The following is a 25,163-nucleotide window of genomic DNA, read 5'->3' on the forward strand; positions in this document are numbered from 1 at the left end:
CCTCCTTATTCGCAAGATGGTAACCGTTGTACGTTTTAAAGCGTTAAGACACTATTAGACCATAGTCTAGATTGATAAAAATTGACCAGTTAACGAAAATTAGCGGCGTGTATATTCGGCGTAATTATAAAATCTACAATCAAAAAACGAACACTTGGCTGACAGGGGAGAACACTATGGCCAAAACAAGTACCACAAAGAAATTCACTTTATCCGCAGCAAGCGCGGCTATTCTGAGTGTTATGAGCTTAGGGGCTCAGGCTGACCAAACAGATATCGATTTTGGCGGTTACGTAAAACTGGATATGTTGGTATCTGATTACGCTGATGGACTGGCCCCTGACAGCGCAAACATCGGTCGTCAACAATACATCCCGAGTATTACTCCTGTTGATGGTAACGGCGATGATCTAGCCACAGATTTCCATGCACGTCAGTCACGCTTCTTCCTGACCAGCAAGACCCAGCTAGATAATGGCGAAACACTGACCGGTCATATTGAAATGGACTTTCAGTTGACTCCAGATGGCGACGAACGTATTTCAAACTCATACAACCCGCGTCTGCGCCAGGCGTTTCTTAAATATGGTAACTGGACCTTTGGTCAAACCTGGTCTAACTTCCAGGATCTGAATATTTTGGCAGAATCGGTCGACTTCATCGGCATTACCGACGGTATTATCTTTAACCGTCAGGCGCAAATACGCTATACCTCGGGTGGTTTCAGTGCTTCAATCGAAAACCCTGAAACCACAGTAACCCCTGCTGGCGGCGGCCGCATAGTATCCAGCGACGGCTTTATTCCGGATGTTACCTTTAAATATACCGGTAAAGCAGACAACCTAACCTGGCAGGCGTCGGCACTCCTGCGTCAACTCGCTTACGATGTGACTGAAACTGGCGACGACGAAACCACTTTCGGATATGGTGTCAGCTTTGGTGCTAAATACACTTTTGGTATGGATGACATTCGTGCCTCAATCACAACCGGTTATGGTTTAGGTCGCTACTTAGGTCTTAACACCTGGAACGGTGCCTACATTGACAGTAACGGCGAGCTAGAAGCTATTGATTCTACCGGTGTTTCTTTCGCTTACCGCCATTTCTGGACCGAGAAACTGCGCTCTAATGTTGTTTATTCGCGAGGCTGGGCCGACAACGATGGTGAACTACTTGCGCTAGCAGGCGATATGACCGAATACACACAACGTCTGGCGTTCAACCTGATGTATTCACCCGCGTCGAACCTGACTTTTGGCGCAGAAATTTCACAGGCAAACCGCGAGACAGAAGCTAATGACGATGGTGATTTGAACCGCCTGCAATTAATGGCGATGTATAAATTCTAACTGGTTAAAAGCGCATCATTAATCTATACAGAGGCACAAAGAAATTACCTGACTTTGTGCCTCTATTTTTTAACAGACCAACAACTCGTAACCCAGCTGTTGTATGACCTTCGCTTCACCCTCAAGCTGCATTGCTAACACTGAATCTTCTTTAGCCGGACCGTTCAATACCAGTTTCAAAACACCCCCGTCGATAATCACGCTCTCCAGCGACATGCTGCTCTGCCGGTCACTATTTAGAACAACTCCCAAACGCATAATAATAACCATTTTAATCAGCTGGTTGTGGCTGAAAAGAATCAAATCAGGAAACTCGGTGGTCTGAATTTTTTTGCGAAAGAAGCGGACGACAGTCGATAAAAAGCGTTGCTCCTCGGCGTTAAAACCTGGCATATAAGCGTGGGCCAAAATATATCCAGAATGTTTTTGTACGCCACTGGCACTAATGCTCAAGCCTACCTCGTGCAACTTTGCAGCACCTTCTAGCAGCACTTCTAAATCGTGTCCGGTCAACCCCCAACCTTCAGCCACACCACGCCAGATTTGCTGAACCGTCGACAGCACCCGTTGAGCTTGCGCAGAGTCGACCGAGTAGCGCTGTGCCAAACTGCTAATCGTGCGTTCACGTACATCCTGATGCAGTAAAACTTCACCCGCTAACTCGTATAAAACGCCTTCTCTTAGCGCCGCGTCGTGAGGAATCAGGTGTTCAATTTCAAGTTCCTCAAAAATCCCCAGTAGCACAGCAACGCCCCCCGCAATTGACTGACGCCGCTCGGCCGATACCCACTCTTTATTTAAGTTTTTTATTGATTGAGCGGCGATAAGATCATTGCGGCAGGCTTCCAGCTGCGCTTGGGTAATTCCCATTGATTGTTCACCATCGCGTTTCACAATCCATTGATAAATGGCTTTGATTGTTCCTGAGGTACCAAACACGCTCTGTATTGGGTTATCCGCTAAATAATTCGCTATCGGTTCAACGTGTTGTCGGGCAGATACAATCGCTTTGTGAAAACGCTTTTGAGTGATTTTTCCGGATGCAAAAAATTCTTGCGAAAAAGCCAGGCTACCAATACTTCTGGAGCTTAAAAAGTTAGGCTGGCGCTTATTGCCAACAGCAAACTCAGTGCTTCCGCCACCAATATCAATAACCAACTGAGAGCCAGATTCAGAACTGGTTTCTGCTACCCCACAAAAAATTAAACGGGCCTCTTCACGGCCTGAAATAACCTCTATAGGAAAAGGTAGTACCTTTGCCGCCTCAGCTAAAAACTTTTTACGATTCTTAGCTTTACGCAATGTATGTGTCGCTACAACCTTAACCGTGTCCCGCTCGAAACCTTCTAGCCGCACAGCACATTGCCTAAGCGCTTCAACACCACGGTAAACAGCAGCATCACTCAAGTGGCGATTAGAAAGGCCCTCTCCAAGTTGTACGGGTTGCTTGAATTTAAAAATGGGCTGAAGCTGCCCTTCAACCAACCGCGCAATAATTAAATGAAAACTATTAGACCCAATATCCAGAGCTGCAAACTGCTGAGGCGACGATTTATTATTCTTTTTTCCGGCTTTCATACACTCTCTCACGCCGCTTAAGACAACGATGAATGGCCACCTGAGAAGGAACCAAAGCACGCGGTTTTAAGACCTTGCGCTCAGCTTCAAAGCAGTATCGGTTTGTTTGTTCGGCGTCAATTAGGCGAGATTTTGCTTTATCTTGCCACTGCAACGCAATTATCTTCAAAATATCAGCTTTGGCATCCGGGTCATAGACAGGAGCCGCAACTTCTACACGATGATCAAGATTACGAGTCATTAAATCGGCAGAAGCTATAAAGACTTCTTCTTTGCCACCATGCTCAAAAACATACACTCGGGCGTGCTCTAAATAACGATCAACAATACTCCGAATTTCGATATTCTCACTAAGATTTTCCACTCCCGGTCTTAAAGAGCACATACCCCGGACAATGCCCTGAATTTTAACGCCAGCCCGGGATGCCCGGTAAAGCTGAATAATTAAATGTTCATCTTCCAGATTATTGACTTTAAAAAACAGTTTAGCCGGCTTACCCGCTTTGGCTTGCTCTATTTCAAACTCAATAAGCTCATTAATTCTCTGGCGCATATTCACCGGCGCTACCATCAAATGATGAAAGTTGTGCGCTCGATAAGGTTGTTCAAGATAATGAAAAACCGATTCAACATCGGCACAAATATCAGGCTGACAAGTAAAAAGGCTAAAGTCGGTATAAATTTGCGCGGTTCCCTCATGAAAGTTACCGGTTCCAATCACTGCATAACGACGGTCAAGGTTACCTTCATTTCGATGCACCAGAACCAATTTTGAATGTACTTTAAGCCCCTGAATACCAAAGCTGACCCGCACACCTGAGTCGGTTAATTCTTTAGCCCACTCAATGTTAGCCTCTTCGTCAAACCTTGCCTGAAGCTCGACCATAACCGTAACGTGTTTGCCGTTTTGTACCGCGTCCATCAAAGAGCGAATTACCCGGGAATTTGGCGCCACGCGGTAAATACACATTGAAATTCGGGTTACCTTAGGGTCATAAGCAGCCTGTCGGACAAATTCGGTAAAGTGAGAAAAACGATAGTACGGATAGTACAACGCGATATCATTTTTTTGGATGGCAGCAAACACATTCTCAAAATTAGAGAACTTCGGATGAAATAACGACGGCAGCTCTTTGTGAATTAAAGAGGTTTTACCCAGGTGTGGAAACTTAACAAAGTCCCTGGTATTGCGATAACGCCCACCCGCCACGAACGAATCAAACTGAGTGAGTTCCAGCTTTTTGCTTAAAAAATCGAGCATTTCTTCAGGCATTGCCCGGTCATAAACTAAACGCACTGGGTCTGCTTTTATTCGCTGTTTTAACCCCTCTTCCATGCGTTCAAGTAAGCTTTGCTCGATATCATCTGAGGGTCGATACTCGGCATCGCGAGTGGTTTTAAACGAAAACGCGCGCAATTGTTCAAATGGAATGATCCCCTGAAATAAAACGTTTAAGTTTAACTGGAGCACATCATCTAAAAACAAAATTTTATGTTGTTTGCTGCGGCCGTTTGTGGGTAACTGAATAAAACGATCTATCTGATCAGAGGGCACTTCCAACAAGGCATAATGCTTTTCATCGCCATTGACGATTTCGACACAAAGGTAGGTTTCATCTTCACGAACAATATTAGCCAGGTTTCCTTTACCATTGACCCATATAGGCACAATAAAACGCTGTACTTTGTCTTTAAAGAATCGTTTGAGTCGGCACTTTTCCTCGTCATCAAGCTGCTCAATATTCAATAGAGAAATGCCATTTCCCCGCAAGGTTTCCAGGACCTCTTCCAGTACCTCATCAAAGCGCTTTTGTAACCGTGCAACTTTTTGCTGCAACTGCTCCATCAAATGCTCGTAATGTTCACGCTCTTCAACTGCCTGACTAAAGAAAATACGACGCTTTACATCTGCCACCCGAACTTGAAAGAACTCATCCATATTGCTGGAAAAAATCCCCAAAAAATGGATACGCTCAATTGCCGGAACATGACTGTCTGCCGCCTCTTGCAACACTCGTTCATTAAAGGAAAGCCAACTTAATTCTTTATTAAAAAATTTCATAGGTTAAAAATGGCAAAAACGCATCATATCGATAGCCTAACGTATTAGAATGCAATTTATATGACATTAATATGACAGTCGTGTCACAAAACACGACTGTCGACGTTAGCTTTTAAAGGAAGGTTATTTAACGACTTTTATTAACTGCTTACCAATATCGGTGTTGTCCATATAACCAACAAAGTTTTCGCTGTACGGACCGGTTGCAAAGATAGGAACATCAACACCGGTATGTCCGCTGGTCGTCCAGCCGGTACCGGTAATATCTGCGGTGATATAAACCAGTGCCTGGTGCAGCGCATCTTCACGCTCTTCGCCTTCTTGTTCGGCTACAATGGCTAATTCGTCGATATATTCCTGAGTCAGTTCAAAGTTGACTTTATTAGCGACATACTCCGCCCATTTACCTGAGTCCATGCCAAGCATTTCTTTACTCATATAAGCAATAGAGCTTTCAATATTCATGACGCGGTCAGAATACCAGGCATAATCGCCATCACGTCCAATGGTTAATCCACCGGTTGAGTGATCCGCCGTCATAACGACCAGCGTATTCGGATTATTTTCACGATACTCGCGCACAACTTTCAATGCCCGATTCAGACCATCCATTTCGTGCACTGCACAGGCAATATCATTGGCATGACCACACCAGTCAATTTCGCTGCCTTCAATCATTAAGGCAAAAGGTTGCTGCTTGTTACCCAGTAAACGCAGAGCGGTGCTGGTCATATCAGCCAAAGCGTCAACATTACCATCAATAGCATAAGGCAGGCCTCTCTCCGCAAACAGCCCCATAACCGGCAGCGTGTTAACTGAATTCAGCTGGCTCATATCGGTAACAATTTGCATACCGTGTTGCGGCAAAATTTCCAGCCAGTTTTTCTCGTCACGGTTAAAGAAACTTTCCCCACCGCCTAGCATCACATCAAATGACGGGTCGCCTTTAACTACCTGAGTCGCAATTTTATCCGCAATTTGATTGTATTCGTAACGAGACGGGTGGTGAGTGAAGAAGGAAGCCGGAGTTGCATGGTTCACTTGCGATGTGGATACAGAGCCCGTTAACCAGCCGTTTTCACGCGCCAGTTCCATAATGGTCTGCAGTGGGTATTTGTCGGAATTTACAGCGATAGCACCATTATAACTTTTCACACCAGTTGCCAAAGCTGTTGCTGCCGCAGCCGAGTCTGTCACCCAGGTATCATCGTCCGGGTAAGTGGTTGATGCGCCTTTGAGCGTGGCATCAAATTCAGTTTTTGCGATGGTTTTACTATCCAGATCAGACATGGCGTAACGGTAGGCCGTGATAAATTCAAACCCCATACCATCGCCGATAATATAAATAATATTGGGTTTTTGCTCTTCTGCGTGCACCACAGTTGATGCTATAGCCAGCCCGATACCAGCCACTAATGCTTTAAGTGTCATACCATAACTCCTTTTTAAATAACTGACTCAGTATAGCAAAGCCAAGATGTCAGGAATATGACAATAACCGCAGGATCATTGCCGTTTGGCGGCAATACTGCCGTCGGCCAGCCGGACTTCTATGGTGTCACCAACCCGCACCTGCTGCTCACTGCGCACGACCTCACCATCGTCGGTACGGACAATAGCGTACCCGCGTTCCAGAGTGTTCAGCGGGCTGACAAGATTCAGTGACTGCATCAGTTGCTGTTGCTGCGTTTTCTTATCTTTGAGCAACCGTTGCATAACCAGTGGCAGGCGCTGCTGTTGACTGTTCAACTGCTCTTTTAAACGCTGTAATTTTCTTTGAGGATGAACCGCCTGCAGCCGCCCGTGCAAATGAGACACTTGCTGTTGCTGACGTGCTAACCGATTTTGTAATGCCCGGTATGCGCGAGCCTGCAATTCATCGGCCAGTTGTGACTGCTGCTGCAACTGACGCTGAGGATGTTGCTGCTGAAGTCGGGTTTGCATAAACTGCCAACGCTGCTTTAAACGCTGTAACAGTCGTTGTTGCGCCAGAGCCAGACGTTGCTGAAGCGCTTGCGCTTTTTGTCGTTGCTGTTGTTGATCGCAAGTAACCAGTTCCGCCGCTGCGGAAGGAGTAGGAGCCCGCACATCGGCAACAAAGTCGGCAATGGTGAAATCAATCTCATGACCGACTGCACTGATGGTAGGCATGGGTGCTGTCGCTAAAAGACGCGCAAAATTCTCATCATTAAAACACCATAAGTCTTCCAGTGAACCGCCCCCACGACTGACTAAAAGTACATCCACGTCATTACGTTCAAAGGCTATTTTTAGCATCGACTGCAGTTGCGGCACGGCAGCTTCGCCCTGCACCGTGCTCGGATAAATAATAACCTCGACACTTGGGTCACGGCGCTTCATAACCGCTAATATGTCTTTTACCGCAGCTCCGGTCGGGGACGTTAATACGCCCACTTTGTGAATGTGCTCCGGCAAGGGTCTTTTACGTTCTGCCGCAAATAATCCTTCGCCCGACAATTTTTCTTTTAATTGCTCATAACGCTGCTGTAATAACCCCTGACCCGCATCTTCTACCTGCTCAACAATGAGCTGATAGTCACCCCTGGGTTCATAAACAGTGACCTTAGCCTTGACCAGTACCTGCATACCATTTTGCGGCCGAACTTTGGCGCGCTGGTTGGCATTACGAAACATGGCGCAGCGAACCTGGGCGCGTTCGTCTTTTAACGTAAAGTACCAGTGTCCGGAGCCGGGCGCGGCAAAATTTGAAATTTCACCCACCAGAGCGATTTGACCAAATCCCTGCTCTAACAGTTGGCGGATCTCAATATTCAATTGACTGACCGAATACACCATGAGCATTACTCTTGTTCGAAATTAATGGCCAAATCATACCACATTCACTCCGTATCAAAATAAACACAAATTCATTTAGACGTCTAAATGTCTTGACGTCTCTATTTCTATTGATTACAGTCTGAAAATGACTCATCAATGTGAGGTGAACTATGGTTCAGCCAGTTGCCTGCAGTTTTTATACAGAAACGTCTTTCGGACGCATTAAAGGTTATCGCTACGGTCCTGCCGATGCCCCTGCCATTATTGTTCAAGGCGGCATCAGTGCCAGCGGCAGTCTGTGGAAAGCTGATAAGAGCGGTTGGTGGCAATCGCTTCACCCGGTATTTTCTGAATTGAATGACGTACAAGTTATTAGCTTCGATTACCTTGGCGGACTGGGAGGTTCTGACTGCCCGGCTACTCCTTTAACCGTGAAACAACACAGTGAAGCCATACGCCAGGCAATTAGCCAACAGACTGACAATCTTCAAGCCTGGGTTGGCGGATCATTTGGTGGCGTTCTCGGGCTTCAGTTTGCAGCCGACCGTCCCACTGAATTAGCCCGCTTGTGTGTCATCAGCGCAGCCCATAGACCCTCTGTTCATTCCGCCTTATTGCGCTACTTCCAGCAGGCGCTCGTTCAACGTTGTAGCGATGATCAGTCGGGGATTATTCTGGCGCGGGCATTGGCAACGCTGAGTTACCGTACTGCTGACGAGTTCGAGCAACGTTTTAATGACACTGACGATGCGTTTAAGTATCTATTGTACCAGGGGGAAAAGCTGTTAAAACAAAATGGTAATGGCTGCCGCAGCTTATTCACGCATTTAACGCCTATATTGAATGACTACGCCATTGACCCAACCGGGATTCAGGCAAAGGTGCAGCTTATTGATTTCAGTAATGACGCCATTGCGCCGCCCAGTCTGGTCACTGAACTGGAACAGTTATTACCCAACAATATGGGTCGGCTGACAATTGAAACGCCTTTTGGTCACGACGGTTTTATTAAAAATGTCGAACAATACCAATCCGCTTTAACGCACTTTTTAACCAAATCTCAACTGGAGTCCGCATGAAAGACGAAACACTGGCCATACATCATGGCTACAAAACCGATCCGACCACAAAGTCGGTTGCCACCCCCATTTATCAAACCGTTTCTTACGAGTTTGATAACGCACAACATGGCGCCGACCTGTTTGATTTAGCCGTTGAAGGGAATATTTACTCACGCATTATGAACCCGACCAACGATGTTCTGGAAAAACGGATAGCCGAACTTGAACATGGTGTGGCTGCGCTTGCCGTCGGTTCCGGCATGGCCGCCATTGAATATGCGTTAATTACCCTGGCCAGCCAGGGAGACAATATTGTCACCACCCCCCAGCTTTACGGCGGCACCTATACTTTGTTCCGTCACATGTTGCCTTCCTTTGGTATCGACGTACGCTTTGCCGATTCAGACAAGCCGGAAGCTATCGCCAAACTCATTGATAGCAAAACCAAAGCCGTTTTTTGCGAAAGCATCGGTAATCCGGCCGGTAATATCGCTGATTTAGAGGGCTATGCTCACGTTGCTCATGAACAAGGCGTGCCGCTGGTGGTCGATAACACCGTTGCCACCCCGATACTCTGCAAACCGATAGATTTTGGTGCGGATATTGTTGTGCATTCGCTGACTAAATACATTGGCGGGCACGGCAACTCGGTGGGAGGCTTAATTGTCGACAGCGGGCGTTTTGACTGGACCAAAGAAAAACAGCGCTTTGCTCAGTTCAGTTCACCCGAGCCCGCTTATCACGGAGTGGTCTACACTGAAGCTTTTGGTCCGGCCGCTTTCATTGCTCGTGTGCGTACTGTGGCGTTGCGTAACACCGGCGCTTGTTTATCGCCGTTTAACGCCTTCTTATTATTGCAGGGTCTGGAGACTCTGGCTTTGCGCATTGAGCGTCATTGTGAAAACGCACTAAAAGTCGCTGAATATTTAAAAGCCCATCCAAACGTCGAATGGGTTAACTTTGCTGCGTTGCCGGAACATCCCAACCACCCGTTAGCGCAAAAGTATATTAAGAAAGGGGTTCCAGCTTCGTTACTCACTTTTGGTGTTAAAGGCGGCTACGATGCCGGCGTGACTTTTTATGACAAACTGCAGTTGTTTAAGCGCCTGGTGAATATTGGTGACGCGAAGTCTTTGGCCTGCCACCCTGCTTCCACAACGCATCGGCAGCTATCAACAGAGGAACAAGCGTCAGTTGGTGTAAAACCTGAAGCCATACGCTTGTGCGTAGGGATTGAGAATGTGGACGATATTATTGCGGATCTCTCACAAGCGTTAGGTTAAACGCTTATAAAAAGGCCACCGCGTTTTTCTAAGGTGGCCTTTTTCAGACTAAAACACAAGCTGCAGCAAATTAGTCGTTTTTCTTCAGGTGAACATCCATTTGCGGAAAGGGAATGCCAATGCCCTCTTCATCCAGACGATCTTTAATACGTTCCAGTAAATCCCATCGGGTGGGCCAGTAGTCTTCATTTTTTGTCCATGGACGCACGTTAAAATCGACCGATGAATCACCCAGATTCGTTACCGTCACCATTGGCTCCGGGTCTTTAAGAACACGTTCATCGCTGGTAATAACATCCATCAATGCTTTTTTGGTCTGCTGCAAATTAGCGCTATAGCTCACTCCGATAACCAAATCAATACGACGTAACTCTTCACGGTTATAATTGATAATTGGGCCACCGATAATTTCGGAGTTAGGCACAAAAACGACCTTGCGATCGGGGGTTTTCATAATGGTCTGAAAGATATTAATCTGCTCAACGGTTCCTGATACGCCGCCGGCGTCAACATACTCGCCGGCACGAATAGGCCGGAACATAATTAGCAATACACCCGATGCAATGTTGGATAACGAACCTTGTAAAGCCAAGCCTATCGCCAGACCGGCCGCACCTAATATGGCAATGAAGGACGTGGTTTCAACGCCGACATGCGACAGCGCCATCATAATAGCAGCAATGAAGATGACGGTTTTTATAATAGCCCCAACAAAGCTAATTACCGCGCCATCGACTTCGCGTTTGCGCATGCCTTTGCTCATCATACCGGTAACGGTGTTAGCAACAATTTTACCGATAATTAATATTGCTATAGCAATGATAAACTTAATCGAGAAGCCGATTAGCATGTCTTGGTTGTCATTAATCCACTGTACAATGCTGTCCATAAAATTCCTATTACACCGAAACTTAAACCAATAATTAATTACAGTAATTATAAACGCCTTCACCCACAAGTGAGATCATAAACGGAATGAGTAGCGCCCCCGGGCATCAGGCGTGCCCATATACTGCATCATTTCAGCCAGGCCCTCTGGGGTTTCAGGCGTGGGTTTGACCGTGCCTTGCGCACTGAAATTCTGGCTATTAATACGGCCATTAATTTCTAATCCCAGGCTATTATTACCATCCATCGCCAGGCTGACAGTGTTGTCAGCACTACACCCCAAATCAACCGGAAAATCTCCTAACGACTGCCATTGGTTGTTTACCAGCACACGAATTTGCTCGCCTGTTGCCTGACCTTCCAGCTCATCGCACCACCGCACCGGTCCGGGAGCGGTCACCACAAAGGTATCTAATGATAAGCGCCAGTTGCCGCCGGTTTTCAACGGTAAGCGAGTACCAACTAACTTCAATAACGCATTCACATCACCACTGGCTTTTACATCTTTAGCGCCAACTTTGGTTGAACCCGCTAATAACCGCCCGTTCAACGCAAAAGGGTTATTCTGAGAAGGCAAATCGACATCAACTACAAGCTCTCCCAAAAACACAGAAAAAACCTGCCAGTTCCAGCTGAGATTATTCAGAACAATACCATCGACGGCAACCTGCCCGGCAGCCCCTTGCCACAAACTACCACTCACCTGAGACAGCCGAACGTTATCCGGCAACGGAAACCAGTAAACCACTCTTGCCGGCAGCATGACCAGCATGGCCACCAGATACACGACAACTAACCAGGGTATCCAGCGTTTTAAATTCATGAAGCCTCTCTTACCAGTAATTTGCGCAGGCGCACTTGCCCGGGCGTATTTAATTTCGCTATATCCACCGCGCTCAGCGCCAGGCCTTGCTGCTGTTCCAGTTCAGCCAGAAAACTTAATAAGTCTGAAAACGCAACATCGTCAATACTCAACAAGTACTCCTGACCCTGTGGCTGCAAACGCGCAATTTGAATATCTTGTGCAGCCGCTGCACGGTTAATGCGCTGAACCACAGAACCTGAAGCGCTCTGTTGCTCAGCCGTGTTTTGTTCCCGTTTTTTATAACGCGCTATTGCTTGCTGAACCCACTGATATTGACTTTGTTGTGCTTCAAGTTTTCGCTCAGCATTGGCAACCGCCTGGGCGCCTGGCTGCCAAATAGTAAAATACAACACGGCAATACAAAGTACTCCGCCCAACACCGCTAACCAGCTTTGCTCTCGTTTATTAAACTGGCACCAGCGCTGCTTAGCTAAATCGAGGTAAGGGGTTAAATAATCTTTGAATCGGTTCATGATTGTTCTCCCTGACCATTGAGCTGAACCGTTAATGAGCCCGATACTTGGTCACCGCGATTATTCATCGAGCCGGTTTCAATGCTGAGACCTTCAGCTTTTACCGCTTGTTGGAAAGCTTCAAACTGAGAAAAACTTTTGCCAGTTGCCTGCAAACGCAGTTCATTATTCTGAAAACGTAGTAACTCAAGTTGCAAATCGGGCTGTGATTTAAAGGCCGGAGCCAATTGCTGCAATACCGTCAGTACTGACCTTTTATCGCCATTGCCAAGACCGAGACTCTCCAGCTGACGTTGCAATTGAACCTTTAAGTTCACAATACGCGTCTGGCCGGGAAAAGCATCCCGGTAGAGCTGCTCAGACTGAGCTTTTAAAACTTCACGCTGCGAGTCCAGTTGCCAGTAACGGACACCATTTAATAATACGGCCAGAATAAATAGCGCGCTTGCCGCAGCAGCCAGAGCTCGCCATGGTAAGTCGAAAGAACGTTTGGCCCGTTGCGAGCGATAAGCTCCCTGCCTCAAATTAATTCCTTTACCTGTCGCAACACTTTGCACGGCAATGGTAAAGGGGACTTCAATATCCGCTGCGCTCAACGGTGCCGGAGCCTGCGGCCAGTTAAGCGATCCATAGTGAATAATCTCTGTAGGATTTTCCTGTTCAGCAGCAAAAGACGGAGCGAGTTGTGCAAACTGGTTCTTCTCTATGGTAAAGCCCTGCCAAACTCCGGTTCTGACAAGCACACTGTCGGCAAGCTCCATGGCCTGCCAAACACCTTCCTGATGCGGGAGTAAAAAGCAGTCAGGTAACCAATAAGCAGAATCAATACCGGCTTGAGTTAATACTTGCAACCAGTCATTCATACGCTCTTTTGCGACCACTGCAACCGGCAATTCCGTTCCTTTGACATCCGGCCAGGCGAAATGTAACTCGTCAATATCACTTGCCAGTTCTTCTTCCAGTGCGAATGGAATAATGCGCTGCAAGTGCCTTTTGGTACCGGCAGGTAGTGTGACTTTAGTCATTAAAACATCTTGTCCCGGCAGGGCAACAATCACTTCGCAACGGCTGGCTTTGTCTTTTAACTGAGAAAGCTCTGCCGCTGAACTGAGTTCGCCGCTGGCAATTAGCTCTTGCTGACTGTTATGCCAGACCAGCCAGGGTATGGGTTCGTCGGTGCCAAAAGCCGGCAAACGCAGAATCAATGTTTCATGCATAAACTAGTCTCCCATCGCCCGGTACAATGTCTGTACTCGACCTTCATTTAAATGTAATACCGAGCGCGCTCTCATTTCTATCTCCCCCCACTGGATCAATGCCACCAGTTCGAAGTATTCACTGTGTACCGTCAATTCTGACAGTTCACTGTTTGACTCTGAGCGGACACTTGCAAGCTCCGCCAGCTGTGCAACTTCTTCATCAGACTCATAGCCTTGCTCCGGCCTGTTACTGATAAAAGCCATAGCGTCAGCAAGTGTTAACTTACCTTCTGTTACCCCGGTTAATACCGCTGCCTGTTCTTGTTCCAGAGTGTTTATATTGAGAGTTAAATCCGACTCATTAGGAATAACACAGGCAACAGGCGCTAGTGTATTAACGACTTTAGCGCTATATCCACGCACCATCCTTAACTCGCTCATCTCCATTAACTGGCTATTGGCGGCTAGATACGGCTTGGGTAAGCTCTCATAATCAGGGTCTTCTGCACCATTGCTGCCGGATAACTGACTGTCTTCATCCAGCCAGTCTACCAGACTGTCGGTTAAAATCTCTGCCTGATAGCTATCAATATTAAGCGCTTGCAGCAGAGCTTTATATTGCCGCTTCCGTTTCTCCAGAATCCCGGGGTCTTCGCTGTCAGAAACCAGGCTGTTCAAATTAAAACAGCTGTATAAGTCATTCACCCGCGCCGCAATTTGTCCGCCTTCAACAGGAAAAGGTCCATTCTGACCGGCCCAGTTCTGCTCCAGATGAGCAACACCGTCATTTTCATCTAATTCACGCTGAAGCACTTCTTTTAACACATCTTCAGCGCTTAACCACATCCAGTAACTCTGTTCAGCCTGCTGCAAATTACTCATACGTATAATCTGCAGCTGTAACTTCGCGCCCAAATTCACGGCAATAACTGAAACCAGAGCAATAACCAATAATACGGTGATAAGCGCAGCGCCTTGTTGCGAGCGATAATTCTGACTAATTTTCACGTCGCAACCCTCCGCTGGTGGTGTCGCCGGACACCCCTGCCGCAGCAATCAGGAACACGCGTCTAATGGTGCCAAAATTCTCACTGCGAATCGTCACTTCAACCGCCTTGGGTAAATCACCTTCAGTTTCCCAGTTATCACTCCAGCCTTGCTCTACGCCCTGGTTCGCATTGCTGGCTGTATCACTTCGATAGAAACGAAAAGAGAGCTCGTTCACATCCTCTACTAACGTCTGCACTGACGGATCAGCTGAACGGCCATTAATAAAAGTCTGCGTCACTCGCTGTAAATTGCCATCCCATAAACGGTAAACAACGGGTTGCAACTCACTGCGGGGCATCATATTACCCGGGTTATCAAAGCCACTTCTGACAAACGCCAATACCCCGCCGTCTGAATCAAAATAGCCCGGGTCATTACTCAAATATTGATGCACAACGTCTGTGCCGGAAGGACGCGTTGGTTTTGCAACCATTTGCCGAATGTCCTGCTGCATCAGTAACTGACTAAACTGCAGACGCTCTAATTGCTCACGTTGCTGCTGAGACTGCTCCTCGGTACTGACCATTTGGTTGAGCACCTGAAAGCTGGCAATACCGATAACTGCAAATATCACCATAGTTACCAACACTTCAACTAAGGTAAAACCCTTAGTCGCAGGGTTAACGTGCATTTCGCGTCCCCCCTGCTGAATCCGGCTTACGCACATAACGGGTTAACCGAAAATGTTCTCGTCCGTCTTCACTTTTCTGAACTTTCACGGTTACGGCAACCACGTTTGGTGTTACGGTTTCGGTTACCTGTTGCTGCCAGTACCAAGTGACTCCGGCCTGCTTTTGCTGACCTTCCCGGCCATCTTTTAAAGGCCACTTATTCTCAATAGACAATTCGGCTAATCGGTTAGAGGCAACATACTGAGCAAAGGTTTTGTCCTGTAATGCGCTTAACCCGGTCAGATGGCCACTGGCAGCTTGCAAGGCCGCCAGTGCCGCCAGACTGAAAACCGATAAAGCGACCATTACCTCAATTAAGGTAAACCCCCGCAGAAAACGCATAGTTATTCCGGGGCCTCTGCGGATATACTGATTAACCAGCTATTTTCTGCAATCAACCAGCGTTCCGCCTGAGGGTCATTTAAATGCTCAATATGAATACTGAATAAGGTCATTTCACCACTGGGGAGGATAAGAATATCGGGCACCTGCTTATTTTCATCACTCTCTTCCGAGAACAAGCCATCACTCAGCGATTCATTTTGCTCAAGTACTTGCAGGCCCTGGCTGCTAAACTGCCAGCGCAGCGGAAATTCCGTTTTTTGAGCGCGAAGACCGCGCGGGCTTTGTGTCAACCATTGTTCATCCTGCCAGAACAAAAACTCATAACCATCCTCATGAAACTTTATGCCAGTTGGTTGTTGCCGGACCATTGCGTATTCACGGGCATAATTTAACTGCTGGCGTAAGGTAACAGCGGCATTATGAGGGGAGTCTTTACCCCGTTCGCCACCAGGTAAAGTAAACACAACCGCACTGGCAATAAGGCCAAGAATAGCCATCACCAGCATCACTTCAATTAAGGTAAAACCAAACTGACAACGCTTATTGATCACGGTTGTTGTTGCCAATCATCCAGCTGCCAAAATCATCATCAGTGCCCGGCTGGCCATCCGGCCCGGGTGAGAAAATATCCACGTCGCTGTACTGACCCGGGTTCAGTAATAAGTACTCATTCCCATAGGGGTCCTGCGGCAAACGACGAATATAGCCACCACCACGATAACTGCGCGGTTGCGGATCTAAATTCGGTTCGTTCACTAAAGCTTCAAGGCCCTGCTCTGTAGTCGGGAACATGCCGTTATCTAAATGGTACTGTGCCAGCGCATTTTCTAAAGCGACAATATCGGCAATCACTTTTTGTTCATTTGCTTTTTCCTGGTTACCCAGCACATTGGGTAACACCATGGTCGCCAAAATTCCGATAATGGCAATAACCACCATTACTTCGACCAATGAAAAACCTGTTTGATGACGTCTCATAGCTAAAGCCCTACACTATTATTTAATTGTAAAATGGGTTGAATGATAGACAGTACAATAAAGAAGACAATACCGGCCATCGTTACAATCAGCACCGGTTCAAACACTTTTAAGCTGACCGACACCAAATTCTCAAACTCTCTGTCCTGGTTGTCTGCTGAACGCTTCAGCATTTGTTCCAACTCACCAGACTTTTCACCGGCCGCTATCATATGCAGCATCATCGGCGGGAATAAGCCTGTTTCCTGCAAGGCTCCCCGCATTGACGAGCCTTCGCGCACTCTATCTGCGGCTTCATCAACCGCTTGTCTTATTGCTAAGTTTCCAATCACTGATGAGGTGATACGCAAACCATCGAGCAATGGCACCGCCGAAGATGTCAGTATACTCAGGGTTCTGGCGAAGCGAGCGGTACTGACTCCTCTAATGACCTTACCCAGCATCGGCAGTTTTAACAGTCGCCGGTGATATTTAAGGCGGTTCTTTTCATTTCTGACCCATTGATTAAAAGCCACAAGCACCGCTGCAACTGCAATCAATAACCACAAACCCCAGTTCTGCAAAAACTCACTAATGGCTATCATAGCCAGGGTCGTTGGAGGCAGTTCCTGACCCATGGTCGAGAAGTTATCGACTATCTGCGGCACAATAGACACCAGCAGGAACACCACAATACCAACCGCCACCAAAGTCAGCATAAGCGGATAGATAAGCGCCTGAGTTAACTGGCTTTTCATGTGCTGCCGCTGTTCCGTGTAGTTTGCCAGCTCATCCAATACCGTATCTAAGTGCCCTGACTTTTCTCCGGCAGCAACCATGGCGGTATATAACGAATCAAAAACGCCCGGAAACTCTGACATGGCTTCAGCAAGCCCATAACCTTCGACCACTTTGCTACGTACCGACATGAGCAGCTTTTTTAAACGTGGCTTATCGGTTTGATCAGCTACCGCGAACAGCGCCTGTTCAATAGGAAGAGCAGAGCTCACCAGGGTTGATAGCTGTCGCGTAATTAAGGCTAAATCCTGCGCTTTCACCTTACGCTGAGGAAGCCCAAAACGCGGCCGTAAAGTTTTTTTCCTATCCTGGTCTGCGGCCGGTTCTATGGTTAAAGGCATTAAGCCTTTTTCACGCAATAACTGGCGCACCTGCCGTTCAGTATCGGCTTCCAGTACACCTTTTTTCTTTTTGCCGTTAGCTTCAACAGCTTGGTATTCAAATGCCGCCACCCTTTACTCCTCGCGGGTAACCCGCAGCACTTCTTCCAGCGTTGTTTTGCCTTGCAGTACTTTTGCTAAACCGTCATGGCGAATACCCGGCGTCGACTGTCTAATGTACTTTTCAATAGACTGCTCACCATGACCGTTGTGTACCAGTTCGCGGACGTGATCATCCACCACCAATAATTCATGGATGCCCGTACGCCCCCGATAACCGGTATGATTACAACGTTCACAACTACCGGCACGGTAAATGACACTATCATCTGCAGCGCTAAGCCCCAGCATATTTTTCTCTTCGTCGTCGGGCTGATGCGGCTGTTTGCATTCCGGGCAAAGTGTACGCACCAGACGTTGCGATAATACAGCCAGTAAACTGGAAGACAGCAAAAACGGTTCAACCCCCATATCTTCCAGGCGGGTAATAGCACCAGCGGCTGTGTTGGTGTGCAACGTAGATAAAACCAGATGACCGGTTAACGAGGCTTGTACGGCGATTTGCGCCGTTTCCACATCGCGGATCTCACCTACCATCACCACGTCAGGGTCTTGTCGAAGAATGGCCCGCAAGCCACGGGCAAAAGTCATGTCCACTCTGGGGTTAACCTGCATCTGACCAATGCCATCAATGGCGTACTCTATTGGATCCTCAACGGTCAAAATATTACGGTCTTTCGAATTAATTTCACTCAGCCCCGCATACAAAGTGGTACTTTTCCCGGACCCGGTAGGCCCAGTAACCAAAATAATACCGTGCGGCTTATAAATCAGTTCCTGAAAAATTTTACGATTCGCGTCGGTCATTCCCAGTTCGGTCAGATTCAGCCTTGCGTTGTTTTTATCCAATAAACGAAGCACCACCCGCTCACCATGGTTCGACGGCATGGTCGACACCCGAACGTCCACGGCTCGCCCGGCAATCCGCAAAGAAATACGGCCGTCCTGGGGCACTCGCTTTTCAGCGATATCCAGTTGCGCCATGACTTTTATCCGTGAAACCAGCAACGAGGACAGCTTTCGATTTGGCCGCAGCACTTCACGTAACACACCATCAATACGGAACCGAATTAAAAGTGTTTTCTCGAAAGTTTCGATATGAATATCGGAGGCCCCTTCTTTTATCGCCTCGCTCAGCATGGCGTTAATCAGCTTGATAATAGGAGCGTCGTCTTCACTTTCCAGCAAGTCTTCCGTTTGCGGTAATTCATCAGCTAATGAAAATAAATCGGATTCGTTACCAATGTCTTCCATCAACTGTTTAGCTTCGGATGAGTCGCGTTGATAAGCTCGGGTTAATAAGCTTTCAAAGTCACTGGCGGCGTGCTCTTGTAATGTTACCGGCTGTCCTAAAACACGTCTCACTTCCTGCAGTGCTGCTGCGGAAATACCGGCACGACAATGCAACACCATAGGCTCTCCGTGCTCTACCACAACACCAAAGCGTTTAGCAAAGCTAAAAGGTAAGCGGGTTGTTGCAATAGCGCTCGCTTCAGTCATTTTCTTGTCCGTTCGTTGCTGTTTCCGCGTCTTCGTTTTCCTGGCTTTCCAGATATTCATCAAAACCCGGCGGAAGAGCTAACGCACTGTCCCAGTCGTTTAACAACGGAGCGTCCTCGGTCGGCATCAGAGAAATACCACGCGCGCGCTCATCTAACTGTAAAGCCCGCATATAATTGTATTTAGCTGAGCTCAATTCACGCATCCGATTACCGTCACGCACAATCGTCGGACGAATAAACACCATTAAGTTACGTTTTTGCTGAGACGTTGAGGTTGAACTGAACAGCCTGCCTACAATAGGAATATCGCCCAGCAACGGAATTTTAGAAACCGATTCCTGCACGTCTTCGTCAATCAAACCACCAAGAACAATGGTTTCGCCGTCGTCAGCCATGACTGTCGTTTTCAGTTCACGCTTATTGATAATAACATCAACGGCTGTGGCACCACTTAAGCTGGACACTTCCTGCTCTATGGTCATTTGCACCGCATCCCCCTCGTTAATCTGAGGCGTTACTTTTAACTTAATACCTATCTCGGTGCGGTTAACCGTCTGAAAAGGGTTGTCGTTGTTATCACCCGTAGTAGAGCCGCTGATCGTTGGCACTTCCTGACCGACCAGAAAGCTGGCTTCTTCGTTATCAACGGTGACAATACTGGGTGTTGCCAGAATGTTGGAACGGGAGTCCTGAGTAACCGCCTGCACAACTGCGGCCCAGTCATTTTTAATGGTACCGAACATCATGCCGTTTACCGAACCCAGTAGATTGGCTAACAATGAGATATCACCTGGCTGATCAGGGTTCTGCGTAACAGCCCCGCCTTCGGAGACAACCGTTGACCCCTCTCTATCGCGAGCCTGATAAGCGCCGGCGGCCAAACTGCCGATAGGTACCTGGCTCCCGTCGTTGTACTGAACCATACCACCGTCTTCGCTGATCCACTGCACCCCAAAGTTAACGTTGTCGCCTTCCATAACTTCAACAATAATGGCCTCGACCTGAACCTGAGCCCGACGAATATCTAAGTCGCGAATTACTTCTTCCAGTGACGCCAGCATGTCTTTTTGTGCCGTAATAACCACCGAGTTAGTCGGTTCATGCGGACTGATACTGACAGTTTCATCACCACCACTACGGCGACGCTGTGTGGTATTTCCAGTACTTGATTGTTGTTCAACTTCGGCCTGAATAGATCGACTGACATCTTTCAGAACTTCAACCACTTCAGGCGCTTTCGCGTACTTTAAATAGAAAACCCGGGTATTGCCTTCGGTTTTTAAATCCTGATCAAGCTGTCTAATCAGCTTAACCACCCGCGCTCTTGCACGGGGTTCACCACTGACAATGACGCTGTTACTGCGTTCATCGGCAACTATTTTAGGAATCAGTAACGCCGGCACACCGTCATTATTCTTTTCAAACAACGACTGAGCAATCCGGACAATTTCACTGGCCGATGCATACTCAAGGCTGATCATGTCGACATCCTGATCACCGGCCTGATCAACCCGCTCAATAATTTCCACCAAACGCTGTACGGTTTCCGAACGCCCGGTCATCATAATGACATTGGAAGGATCGTAACTGACCACCATACCGCCGCCACTCTGATCATTTAACTGACGCAGCAGGGGCGCCAGCTCGCGTACCGAAACATTTTCGACCGGCACTACGCGGGTCACCATGGTATCGCCATAACCTCGGGCATCTCTGTCCAGAACAGGTAAGGACGATGTTTTTGCGTCTTTGTCGCGTATGACTTTAAGCACACCCGATTCCATTTCGACAATGGCGAACCCATAGACCTCGAGTACATTCAGGAAAAACTGATAATACTGCTCTTCGTTCATCACATCGTAACTGCGGACATCGATTTTGCCCCGCACGTTCGGGTCGATAATAATGGTTTTCTCAAGATTACGACCAACCACCTGAATAAATTCGTTAATATCCGTGTTTTTAAAACTGGCGGCATATTCTTCGCTGCTTAATGGCGAGCTCATAAGAGTCAATGCTAACCCCAGCGCTCCCAGCCATGCTTTTAAGCCACTCTTTGCCACTGTCATATTAATTATCCTGTTTTACCGGTAGCTCAAGCGACAGCTCCATCCGTTCACCGTCGCGCTCAATTTCAATGATGACCTGCTCTTGCCCGGACAGTTCCTGACTGGCCAGCATTGCTTGCTCCATGTCAGTCAGATCATAGCCATTAATAGCCACTGCCAAATCACCGTTTTGGAAACCTGCCTCCCGGAATAATTCGGGATTCTTTCCTGAATTCAATTTATACCCTTTTAACTGACCATTATTCTGCACCGGCGAAATGCTTACGTAATCAAGCAAAGACGAAGGGTTAGTGGCTACCTCGGCCAACTGCTGCTCAACCGCAGCATCAGTCGTGGTAGCCTCATCACGATCAGCTGAGCCTGAAGCTTCAGCAGCGTTAGCTGAATCATCAATAATAAGTGACAGCGCAGGTCGATCCTCGCCAATATCTTCCATCTGCAAAGTTTCTAAGCGTCCATTATTGTCAAGAATGACACGGTCAGCGTGAATCTCTTCTACAGTAACCGATGAACTTCCCAGACTCTCGCCTATAATATAGGTTTGTTGCTGACTACCTTGCTGAATAATAGCGGCTGAACGCTGCGGATTAGAACTGGCAGAAACGCCTATCAGGCGGACATTTAAGGATGTTTGTGGCGCATTCCGGGTATTTGAAGAACGATTCCTCCGCTCTGTTGCACCAAATAAGTTTAACGACTTTAAGGCACTTAAGTCGGTATTGACGGGAGCATAAGCATCCGCGGTGACTGTAGGCAGCGTCGCATTTACCTCAGGTTCAGCCGGATTGACCAAGGACCAGGTGAAACGCGCCAGCAGCACGGCTACTAAAAACCACGCAAAAGCCGTTAGCGCCTGCATTAATCGGCGCCACATTTGTGGATCTGTAAATATTTGTTGGAGTCGGACAGTCACTTTATTCTTATTCTTGTTACACTCACAAAAGACGATTCATGCATTCTAGCGCAGGCAACATGAGTCAACAATCGATTAACACACAGTTTATAACGAATTCGTTGCGTTTTTATGACAAATACTCAAAAAGAAAGCTCCACTCGTCTGGATAAATGGCTTTGGGCCGCAAGATTCTATAAGACCAGAGCCCTTGCCCGACAAATGGTTCAATCCGGCAAAGTACATTATGACGGACAACGTAGCAAGCCTTCTAAATTAGTCCAGGTGGGTGCTCTGATTACACTGCGCCAGGGTTTCGACACTAAAGAAGTAGAAGTAATGGCTCTGAGCCAGCAGCGCCGCAGTGCCAGTGAAGCCCAGTTACTTTATCAGGAAACCGAAGCAAGCATTGAAAAGCGCGAACAAAATGCTGAAGCGAGGAAACTCAATTCACTGTATAATCCGCACCCGGATGGACGGCCGGATAAAAAGCAGCGCCGTCAGCTTATCAGAATGAAAGACAGCGGTGAGTAAACCATCAGTTATTAATAAACAGGAGTGTCCATGGAATACCCAACGGATCAATTGTTACGTTACACCTTTGATGAGCACGATGTGCGCGGTGAACTGGTTCAGTTGACCAGCAGTTATCAAACCTTAATACGTGGTCATAACTATCCAGCTGCTGTTCAGGAGTTATTGGGACAAATGATGGCTGCCGTATCACTGCTGACTGCAACGCTAAAATTCCAGGGGCATATTGCGGTGCAACTCCAAGGGGACGGCCCGCTTAACTTTATTGCGGTTAATGGTAATCATAATCAGGAGTTAAGAGGTATAGCGCGATTAAAATCCGAGATTAATGCGACTGACATACAATCGATGATAGGAAAAGGTCAACTGATCATTACCTTAACTCCGGATACCGGCGAACGTTACCAGGGCGTTGTCAGTGCCGATGCCGACTCTCTGGCAGCCATGCTCGAAAATTATTTTGAACAGTCAGAACAACTGCATACTCAAGTTTGGTTACACGCCGATGGTGAACACGCCGCCGGTATGTTGTTGCAGCGCTTACCGGCTACCGGGCAAGACTTAAGCGGCTTTGAGCACTTAGCAACGCTTACCGATACCATTACCGCCAAAGAAATTTATACGTTGCCAGCCGAACAATTGCTACACCGGCTTTATCACGAAGAGAAAGTGCATTTATACCCGTCGCAAGCGGTCAGTTTTGTTTGTGGTTGTTCGCGTGAACGCACGTTAGAAGCACTGGCTTCAGTAAGCCCGCAGGAAATTAGTGAGATTTTAGCCGAGGAAGGCGAGATTTTAATGACCTGTGATTATTGTCTGACAGACTACCGCTTTACCCCTTCTGACTTCAATTAATGGATAAAGAAAAGCCTGCAGTAAATAGCAGGCTTTTCGTCATTCACAATTACTTTTTCTTCTTCAAAAACTTCATCAGTCGTCTGCGCTTGCGTTGCTGAGAAAGAGTCAGTTGGTTTTTCTTACCTTCATAGGGGTTAACCGGCTCGCGGAACTCGACTTTAATCGGTGTTCCCATAACCTTCATGGCCTTACGAAAGTAATTGATTAAATAACGCTGATAAGAACCGGGCAAATCTTTTACCTGGTTACCATGAATAATAATGCGGGGCGGGTTATAACCACCCGCATGTGCGTACTTTAATTTCACACGGCGACCACTGACCAACGGCGGTTGATGCTCTTCCTGCGCCATTTCCATTATTTTGGTGAGCTTTGATGTGCTAATACGTTGAGTCGCACTTGCATAAGCTTCTTCAACAGATTCAAATAAATGGCCCACGCCAGTACCATGTAAAGCCGAGATGAAGTGAAGTCGGGCAAAATCTACAAAACCTAGACGGCGATCCAGCTCTCGCTTGATTTCATCTTTATGGTCACTTTCCAGACCATCCCATTTATTCACTGCAATAACTATTGAGCGACCTGCATTTAACGCGAATCCGATGAGGTTGAGGTCTTGATCACTGATGGTTTCTCGCGCATCGATGACAATCAGAACAACATTGGCGTCTTCAATGGCCTGCAGCGTTTTCACCACCGAGAATTTTTCAATAGCTTCACCAATACGCCCACGGCGACGCACTCCGGCGGTATCGATTAAAACGTATTCGCGCTCGTTGCGCTGCATGGGAATGTAAACGGAGTCACGAGTGGTACCCGGCATGTCATAAACAACAACCCGCTCTTCACCCAAAATACGATTAATTAAGGTTGATTTACCAACGTTGGGTCGCCCCACAATAGCTAGCTTTAACGGCAGTTTGTCGTAGTCAATTTCATCGTGGTCGAGCTCTTCAGACTCGTTCTCTTTAGGCACAATAACATCGGGATAGTCTTCTACTATGGGCTTGAAACAAATCTCAAGTAACTGCTCAACCCCCCGTCCATGAGCCGCTGCAATACCGTAAAGCTCCCCCAGTGACAACGAATAAAAGTCCGCCATCGCCGAGTGTGCATCAATACCATCAATTTTATTACAAACCAGATAAACTTTTTTATTTTGTTTACGCAGGTGTTTTGCAATAGCTTGATCGCCAACGGTTACACCGTCGCGGGCATCCACCATAAAAAGAACCACATCGGCTTCATCAACGGCCAGCAACGACTGCTTAGCCATTTCCTCGTCAATGCCTTCTTCATCACCATGAATACCACCGGTATCAATAGCAATAAATTGATAACCATCGTAATTTGCCTGACCGTATTTACGGTCCCGGGTTAACCCGGGAAAGTCCGCTACCAGTGCGTCGCGTGTCCGCGTTAAACGATTAAAAAGCGTGGATTTCCCCACATTTGGGCGCCCGACCAGCGCGACAACAGGTAACATCTTT

23 protein-coding genes are annotated in these 25,163 nt (G+C 47.4%); 5 read left to right on the forward strand and 18 right to left on the reverse strand.

Annotation, left to right across the window (positions count from 1 at the left end; genetic code table 11):
* Positions 1 to 176 precede the first annotated feature (176 nt).
* Positions 177 to 1,349 carry a DcaP family trimeric outer membrane transporter gene (locus L8G48_RS07145; protein ID WP_248263917.1) on the forward strand — a complete coding sequence of 391 codons (1,173 nt, stop codon included), beginning with the start codon at positions 177 to 179 and terminating at the stop codon, positions 1,347 to 1,349.
* A gap of 69 nt (positions 1,350 to 1,418) precedes the next feature.
* On the opposite strand, the gene L8G48_RS07150 is transcribed toward L8G48_RS07145, so the two are convergent.
* The 4 genes from L8G48_RS07150 to xseA all read right to left on the reverse strand — a co-directional run bounded on the left by L8G48_RS07150 (position 1,419) and on the right by xseA (position 7,806).
* Complete coding sequence (locus tag L8G48_RS07150) at positions 1,419 to 2,927, reverse strand: Ppx/GppA phosphatase family protein (RefSeq protein WP_248263918.1); 1,509 nt, start codon at positions 2,925 to 2,927, stop codon at positions 1,419 to 1,421.
* On the reverse strand, positions 2,905 to 4,989 hold the full coding sequence (ppk1, locus tag L8G48_RS07155) for a polyphosphate kinase 1 (RefSeq protein ID WP_248263919.1): 2,085 nt from the start codon (positions 4,987 to 4,989) through the stop codon (positions 2,905 to 2,907). The genes L8G48_RS07150 and ppk1 overlap by 23 nt, the downstream gene beginning before the upstream one ends.
* 123 nt (positions 4,990 to 5,112) lie before the next feature.
* On the reverse strand, positions 5,113 to 6,420 hold the full coding sequence (locus L8G48_RS07160) for an alkaline phosphatase (protein WP_248263920.1): 1,308 nt from the start codon (positions 6,418 to 6,420) through the stop codon (positions 5,113 to 5,115).
* Positions 6,421 to 6,495: 75 nt separating this feature from the next.
* Positions 6,496 to 7,806, reverse strand: coding sequence for an exodeoxyribonuclease VII large subunit (xseA, locus tag L8G48_RS07165; RefSeq protein ID WP_248263921.1), 1,311 nt, complete (start codon positions 7,804 to 7,806; stop codon positions 6,496 to 6,498).
* Between the two features lie 152 nt (positions 7,807 to 7,958).
* Between xseA and L8G48_RS07170 the strand changes: the two genes are divergently transcribed.
* Together L8G48_RS07170 and L8G48_RS07175 are read left to right on the forward strand one after the other, a co-directional pair.
* Entirely contained in the window at positions 7,959 to 8,867 is a 909-nt protein-coding gene (locus tag L8G48_RS07170; protein ID WP_248263922.1) for an alpha/beta fold hydrolase, read from the forward strand.
* Positions 8,864 to 10,132: an O-acetylhomoserine aminocarboxypropyltransferase/cysteine synthase family protein gene (locus L8G48_RS07175; protein ID WP_248263923.1), complete on the forward strand. Its 1,269-nt coding sequence runs from the start codon at positions 8,864 to 8,866 to the stop codon at positions 10,130 to 10,132. The genes L8G48_RS07170 and L8G48_RS07175 overlap by 4 nt, the downstream gene beginning before the upstream one ends.
* Positions 10,133 to 10,202: 70 nt before the next feature.
* Here the strand turns inward: L8G48_RS07175 and L8G48_RS07180 are convergent, their stop codons facing one another.
* The 13 genes from L8G48_RS07180 to gspC all read right to left on the reverse strand — a co-directional run bounded on the left by L8G48_RS07180 (position 10,203) and on the right by gspC (position 22,263).
* Entirely contained in the window at positions 10,203 to 11,021 is an 819-nt protein-coding gene (locus L8G48_RS07180; protein ID WP_248263924.1) for a mechanosensitive ion channel domain-containing protein, read from the reverse strand.
* Between the two features lie 75 nt (positions 11,022 to 11,096).
* Positions 11,097 to 11,843, reverse strand: a complete 747-nt coding sequence (locus L8G48_RS07185) for a type II secretion system protein N (RefSeq protein WP_248263925.1) — start codon at positions 11,841 to 11,843, stop codon at positions 11,097 to 11,099.
* Positions 11,840 to 12,358 (reverse strand): type II secretion system protein M, encoded by a 519-nt coding sequence (locus L8G48_RS07190; RefSeq protein ID WP_248263926.1) that lies wholly within the window; start codon positions 12,356 to 12,358, stop codon positions 11,840 to 11,842. Before L8G48_RS07190 ends, L8G48_RS07185 begins: the two co-directional genes overlap by 4 nt.
* Entirely contained in the window at positions 12,355 to 13,575 is a 1,221-nt protein-coding gene (gspL, locus tag L8G48_RS07195) for a type II secretion system protein GspL (protein WP_248263927.1), read from the reverse strand. Before gspL ends, L8G48_RS07190 begins: the two co-directional genes overlap by 4 nt.
* A 3-nt stretch (positions 13,576 to 13,578) precedes the next feature.
* Positions 13,579 to 14,565 (reverse strand): type II secretion system minor pseudopilin GspK, encoded by a 987-nt coding sequence (gene gspK / locus L8G48_RS07200; protein WP_248263928.1) that lies wholly within the window; start codon positions 14,563 to 14,565, stop codon positions 13,579 to 13,581.
* Positions 14,555 to 15,238, reverse strand: a complete 684-nt coding sequence (gene gspJ / locus L8G48_RS07205) for a type II secretion system minor pseudopilin GspJ (RefSeq protein WP_248263929.1) — start codon at positions 15,236 to 15,238, stop codon at positions 14,555 to 14,557. Before gspJ ends, gspK begins: the two co-directional genes overlap by 11 nt.
* A complete protein-coding gene (gene gspI / locus L8G48_RS07210) occupies positions 15,228 to 15,620 on the reverse strand; it encodes a type II secretion system minor pseudopilin GspI (RefSeq protein WP_248263930.1) in 393 nt (130 codons plus the stop codon). Before gspI ends, gspJ begins: the two co-directional genes overlap by 11 nt.
* 2 nt (positions 15,621 to 15,622) lie before the next feature.
* Entirely contained in the window at positions 15,623 to 16,189 is a 567-nt protein-coding gene (gene gspH, locus L8G48_RS07215; RefSeq protein ID WP_248263931.1) for a type II secretion system minor pseudopilin GspH, read from the reverse strand.
* The gene (gene gspG / locus L8G48_RS07220; RefSeq protein WP_248263932.1) at positions 16,164 to 16,601 is read right to left on the reverse strand and encodes a type II secretion system major pseudopilin GspG; all 438 of its coding nucleotides are present in this window, start codon (positions 16,599 to 16,601) and stop codon (positions 16,164 to 16,166) included. Before gspG ends, gspH begins: the two co-directional genes overlap by 26 nt.
* 2 nt (positions 16,602 to 16,603) lie before the next feature.
* Positions 16,604 to 17,830, reverse strand: coding sequence for a type II secretion system inner membrane protein GspF (gspF, locus tag L8G48_RS07225; RefSeq protein ID WP_248263933.1), 1,227 nt, complete (start codon positions 17,828 to 17,830; stop codon positions 16,604 to 16,606).
* A 3-nt stretch (positions 17,831 to 17,833) separates the two neighbouring features.
* A complete protein-coding gene (gspE, locus tag L8G48_RS07230) occupies positions 17,834 to 19,318 on the reverse strand; it encodes a type II secretion system ATPase GspE (RefSeq protein WP_248263934.1) in 1,485 nt (494 codons plus the stop codon).
* The gene (gene gspD, locus L8G48_RS07235; RefSeq protein WP_248263935.1) at positions 19,311 to 21,389 is read right to left on the reverse strand and encodes a type II secretion system secretin GspD; all 2,079 of its coding nucleotides are present in this window, start codon (positions 21,387 to 21,389) and stop codon (positions 19,311 to 19,313) included. Before gspD ends, gspE begins: the two co-directional genes overlap by 8 nt.
* Position 21,390: 1 nt before the next feature.
* Complete coding sequence (gene gspC, locus L8G48_RS07240) at positions 21,391 to 22,263, reverse strand: type II secretion system protein GspC (protein ID WP_248263936.1); 873 nt, start codon at positions 22,261 to 22,263, stop codon at positions 21,391 to 21,393.
* Positions 22,264 to 22,413: 150 nt separating this feature from the next.
* Here gspC and hslR point away from each other — a divergent pair, with 150 nt between their 5' ends.
* Both hslR and hslO read left to right on the forward strand, forming a co-directional pair.
* Positions 22,414 to 22,815: a ribosome-associated heat shock protein Hsp15 gene (gene hslR, locus L8G48_RS07245; RefSeq protein WP_248263937.1), complete on the forward strand. Its 402-nt coding sequence runs from the start codon at positions 22,414 to 22,416 to the stop codon at positions 22,813 to 22,815.
* 30 nt (positions 22,816 to 22,845) lie between these two features.
* Positions 22,846 to 23,670, forward strand: coding sequence for an Hsp33 family molecular chaperone HslO (gene hslO / locus L8G48_RS07250; protein WP_248263938.1), 825 nt, complete (start codon positions 22,846 to 22,848; stop codon positions 23,668 to 23,670).
* Between the two features lie 49 nt (positions 23,671 to 23,719).
* Here the strand turns inward: hslO and der are convergent, their stop codons facing one another.
* Complete coding sequence (der, locus tag L8G48_RS07255) at positions 23,720 to 25,159, reverse strand: ribosome biogenesis GTPase Der (RefSeq protein ID WP_248263939.1); 1,440 nt, start codon at positions 25,157 to 25,159, stop codon at positions 23,720 to 23,722.
* Positions 25,160 to 25,163: the final 4 nt, after the last annotated feature.

Origin of the sequence: Idiomarina aminovorans (assembly GCF_023155095.1) — a bacterium.
GTDB classification, from domain to species: Bacteria; Pseudomonadota; Gammaproteobacteria; order Enterobacterales; family Alteromonadaceae; genus Idiomarina; species Idiomarina aminovorans.

What these genes read in the sequence shown, in the direction of transcription:
- L8G48_RS07145 (WP_248263917.1), top strand. Translation starts at nt 177, where the DNA reads ATGGCCAAAACAAGTACCACAAAGAAATTCACTTTATCCGCAGCAAGC.
- L8G48_RS07150 (WP_248263918.1), bottom strand. Translation starts at nt 2,927, where the DNA reads ATGAAAGCCGGAAAAAAGAATAATAAATCGTCGCCTCAGCAGTTTGCA.
- ppk1 (WP_248263919.1), bottom strand. Translation starts at nt 4,989, where the DNA reads ATGAAATTTTTTAATAAAGAATTAAGTTGGCTTTCCTTTAATGAACGA.
- L8G48_RS07160 (WP_248263920.1), bottom strand. Translation starts at nt 6,420, where the DNA reads ATGACACTTAAAGCATTAGTGGCTGGTATCGGGCTGGCTATAGCATCA.
- xseA (WP_248263921.1), bottom strand. Translation starts at nt 7,806, where the DNA reads ATGGTGTATTCGGTCAGTCAATTGAATATTGAGATCCGCCAACTGTTA.
- L8G48_RS07170 (WP_248263922.1), top strand. Translation starts at nt 7,959, where the DNA reads ATGGTTCAGCCAGTTGCCTGCAGTTTTTATACAGAAACGTCTTTCGGA.
- L8G48_RS07175 (WP_248263923.1), top strand. Translation starts at nt 8,864, where the DNA reads ATGAAAGACGAAACACTGGCCATACATCATGGCTACAAAACCGATCCG.
- L8G48_RS07180 (WP_248263924.1), bottom strand. Translation starts at nt 11,021, where the DNA reads ATGGACAGCATTGTACAGTGGATTAATGACAACCAAGACATGCTAATC.
- L8G48_RS07185 (WP_248263925.1), bottom strand. Translation starts at nt 11,843, where the DNA reads ATGAATTTAAAACGCTGGATACCCTGGTTAGTTGTCGTGTATCTGGTG.
- L8G48_RS07190 (WP_248263926.1), bottom strand. Translation starts at nt 12,358, where the DNA reads ATGAACCGATTCAAAGATTATTTAACCCCTTACCTCGATTTAGCTAAG.
- gspL (WP_248263927.1), bottom strand. Translation starts at nt 13,575, where the DNA reads ATGCATGAAACATTGATTCTGCGTTTGCCGGCTTTTGGCACCGACGAA.
- gspJ (WP_248263929.1), bottom strand. Translation starts at nt 15,238, where the DNA reads ATGCACGTTAACCCTGCGACTAAGGGTTTTACCTTAGTTGAAGTGTTG.
- gspI (WP_248263930.1), bottom strand. Translation starts at nt 15,620, where the DNA reads ATGCGTTTTCTGCGGGGGTTTACCTTAATTGAGGTAATGGTCGCTTTA.
- gspG (WP_248263932.1), bottom strand. Translation starts at nt 16,601, where the DNA reads ATGAGACGTCATCAAACAGGTTTTTCATTGGTCGAAGTAATGGTGGTT.
- gspE (WP_248263934.1), bottom strand. Translation starts at nt 19,318, where the DNA reads ATGACTGAAGCGAGCGCTATTGCAACAACCCGCTTACCTTTTAGCTTT.
- gspD (WP_248263935.1), bottom strand. Translation starts at nt 21,389, where the DNA reads ATGACAGTGGCAAAGAGTGGCTTAAAAGCATGGCTGGGAGCGCTGGGG.
- gspC (WP_248263936.1), bottom strand. Translation starts at nt 22,263, where the DNA reads ATGTGGCGCCGATTAATGCAGGCGCTAACGGCTTTTGCGTGGTTTTTA.
- hslR (WP_248263937.1), top strand. Translation starts at nt 22,414, where the DNA reads ATGACAAATACTCAAAAAGAAAGCTCCACTCGTCTGGATAAATGGCTT.
- hslO (WP_248263938.1), top strand. Translation starts at nt 22,846, where the DNA reads ATGGAATACCCAACGGATCAATTGTTACGTTACACCTTTGATGAGCAC.
- der (WP_248263939.1), bottom strand. Translation starts at nt 25,159, where the DNA reads ATGTTACCTGTTGTCGCGCTGGTCGGGCGCCCAAATGTGGGGAAATCC.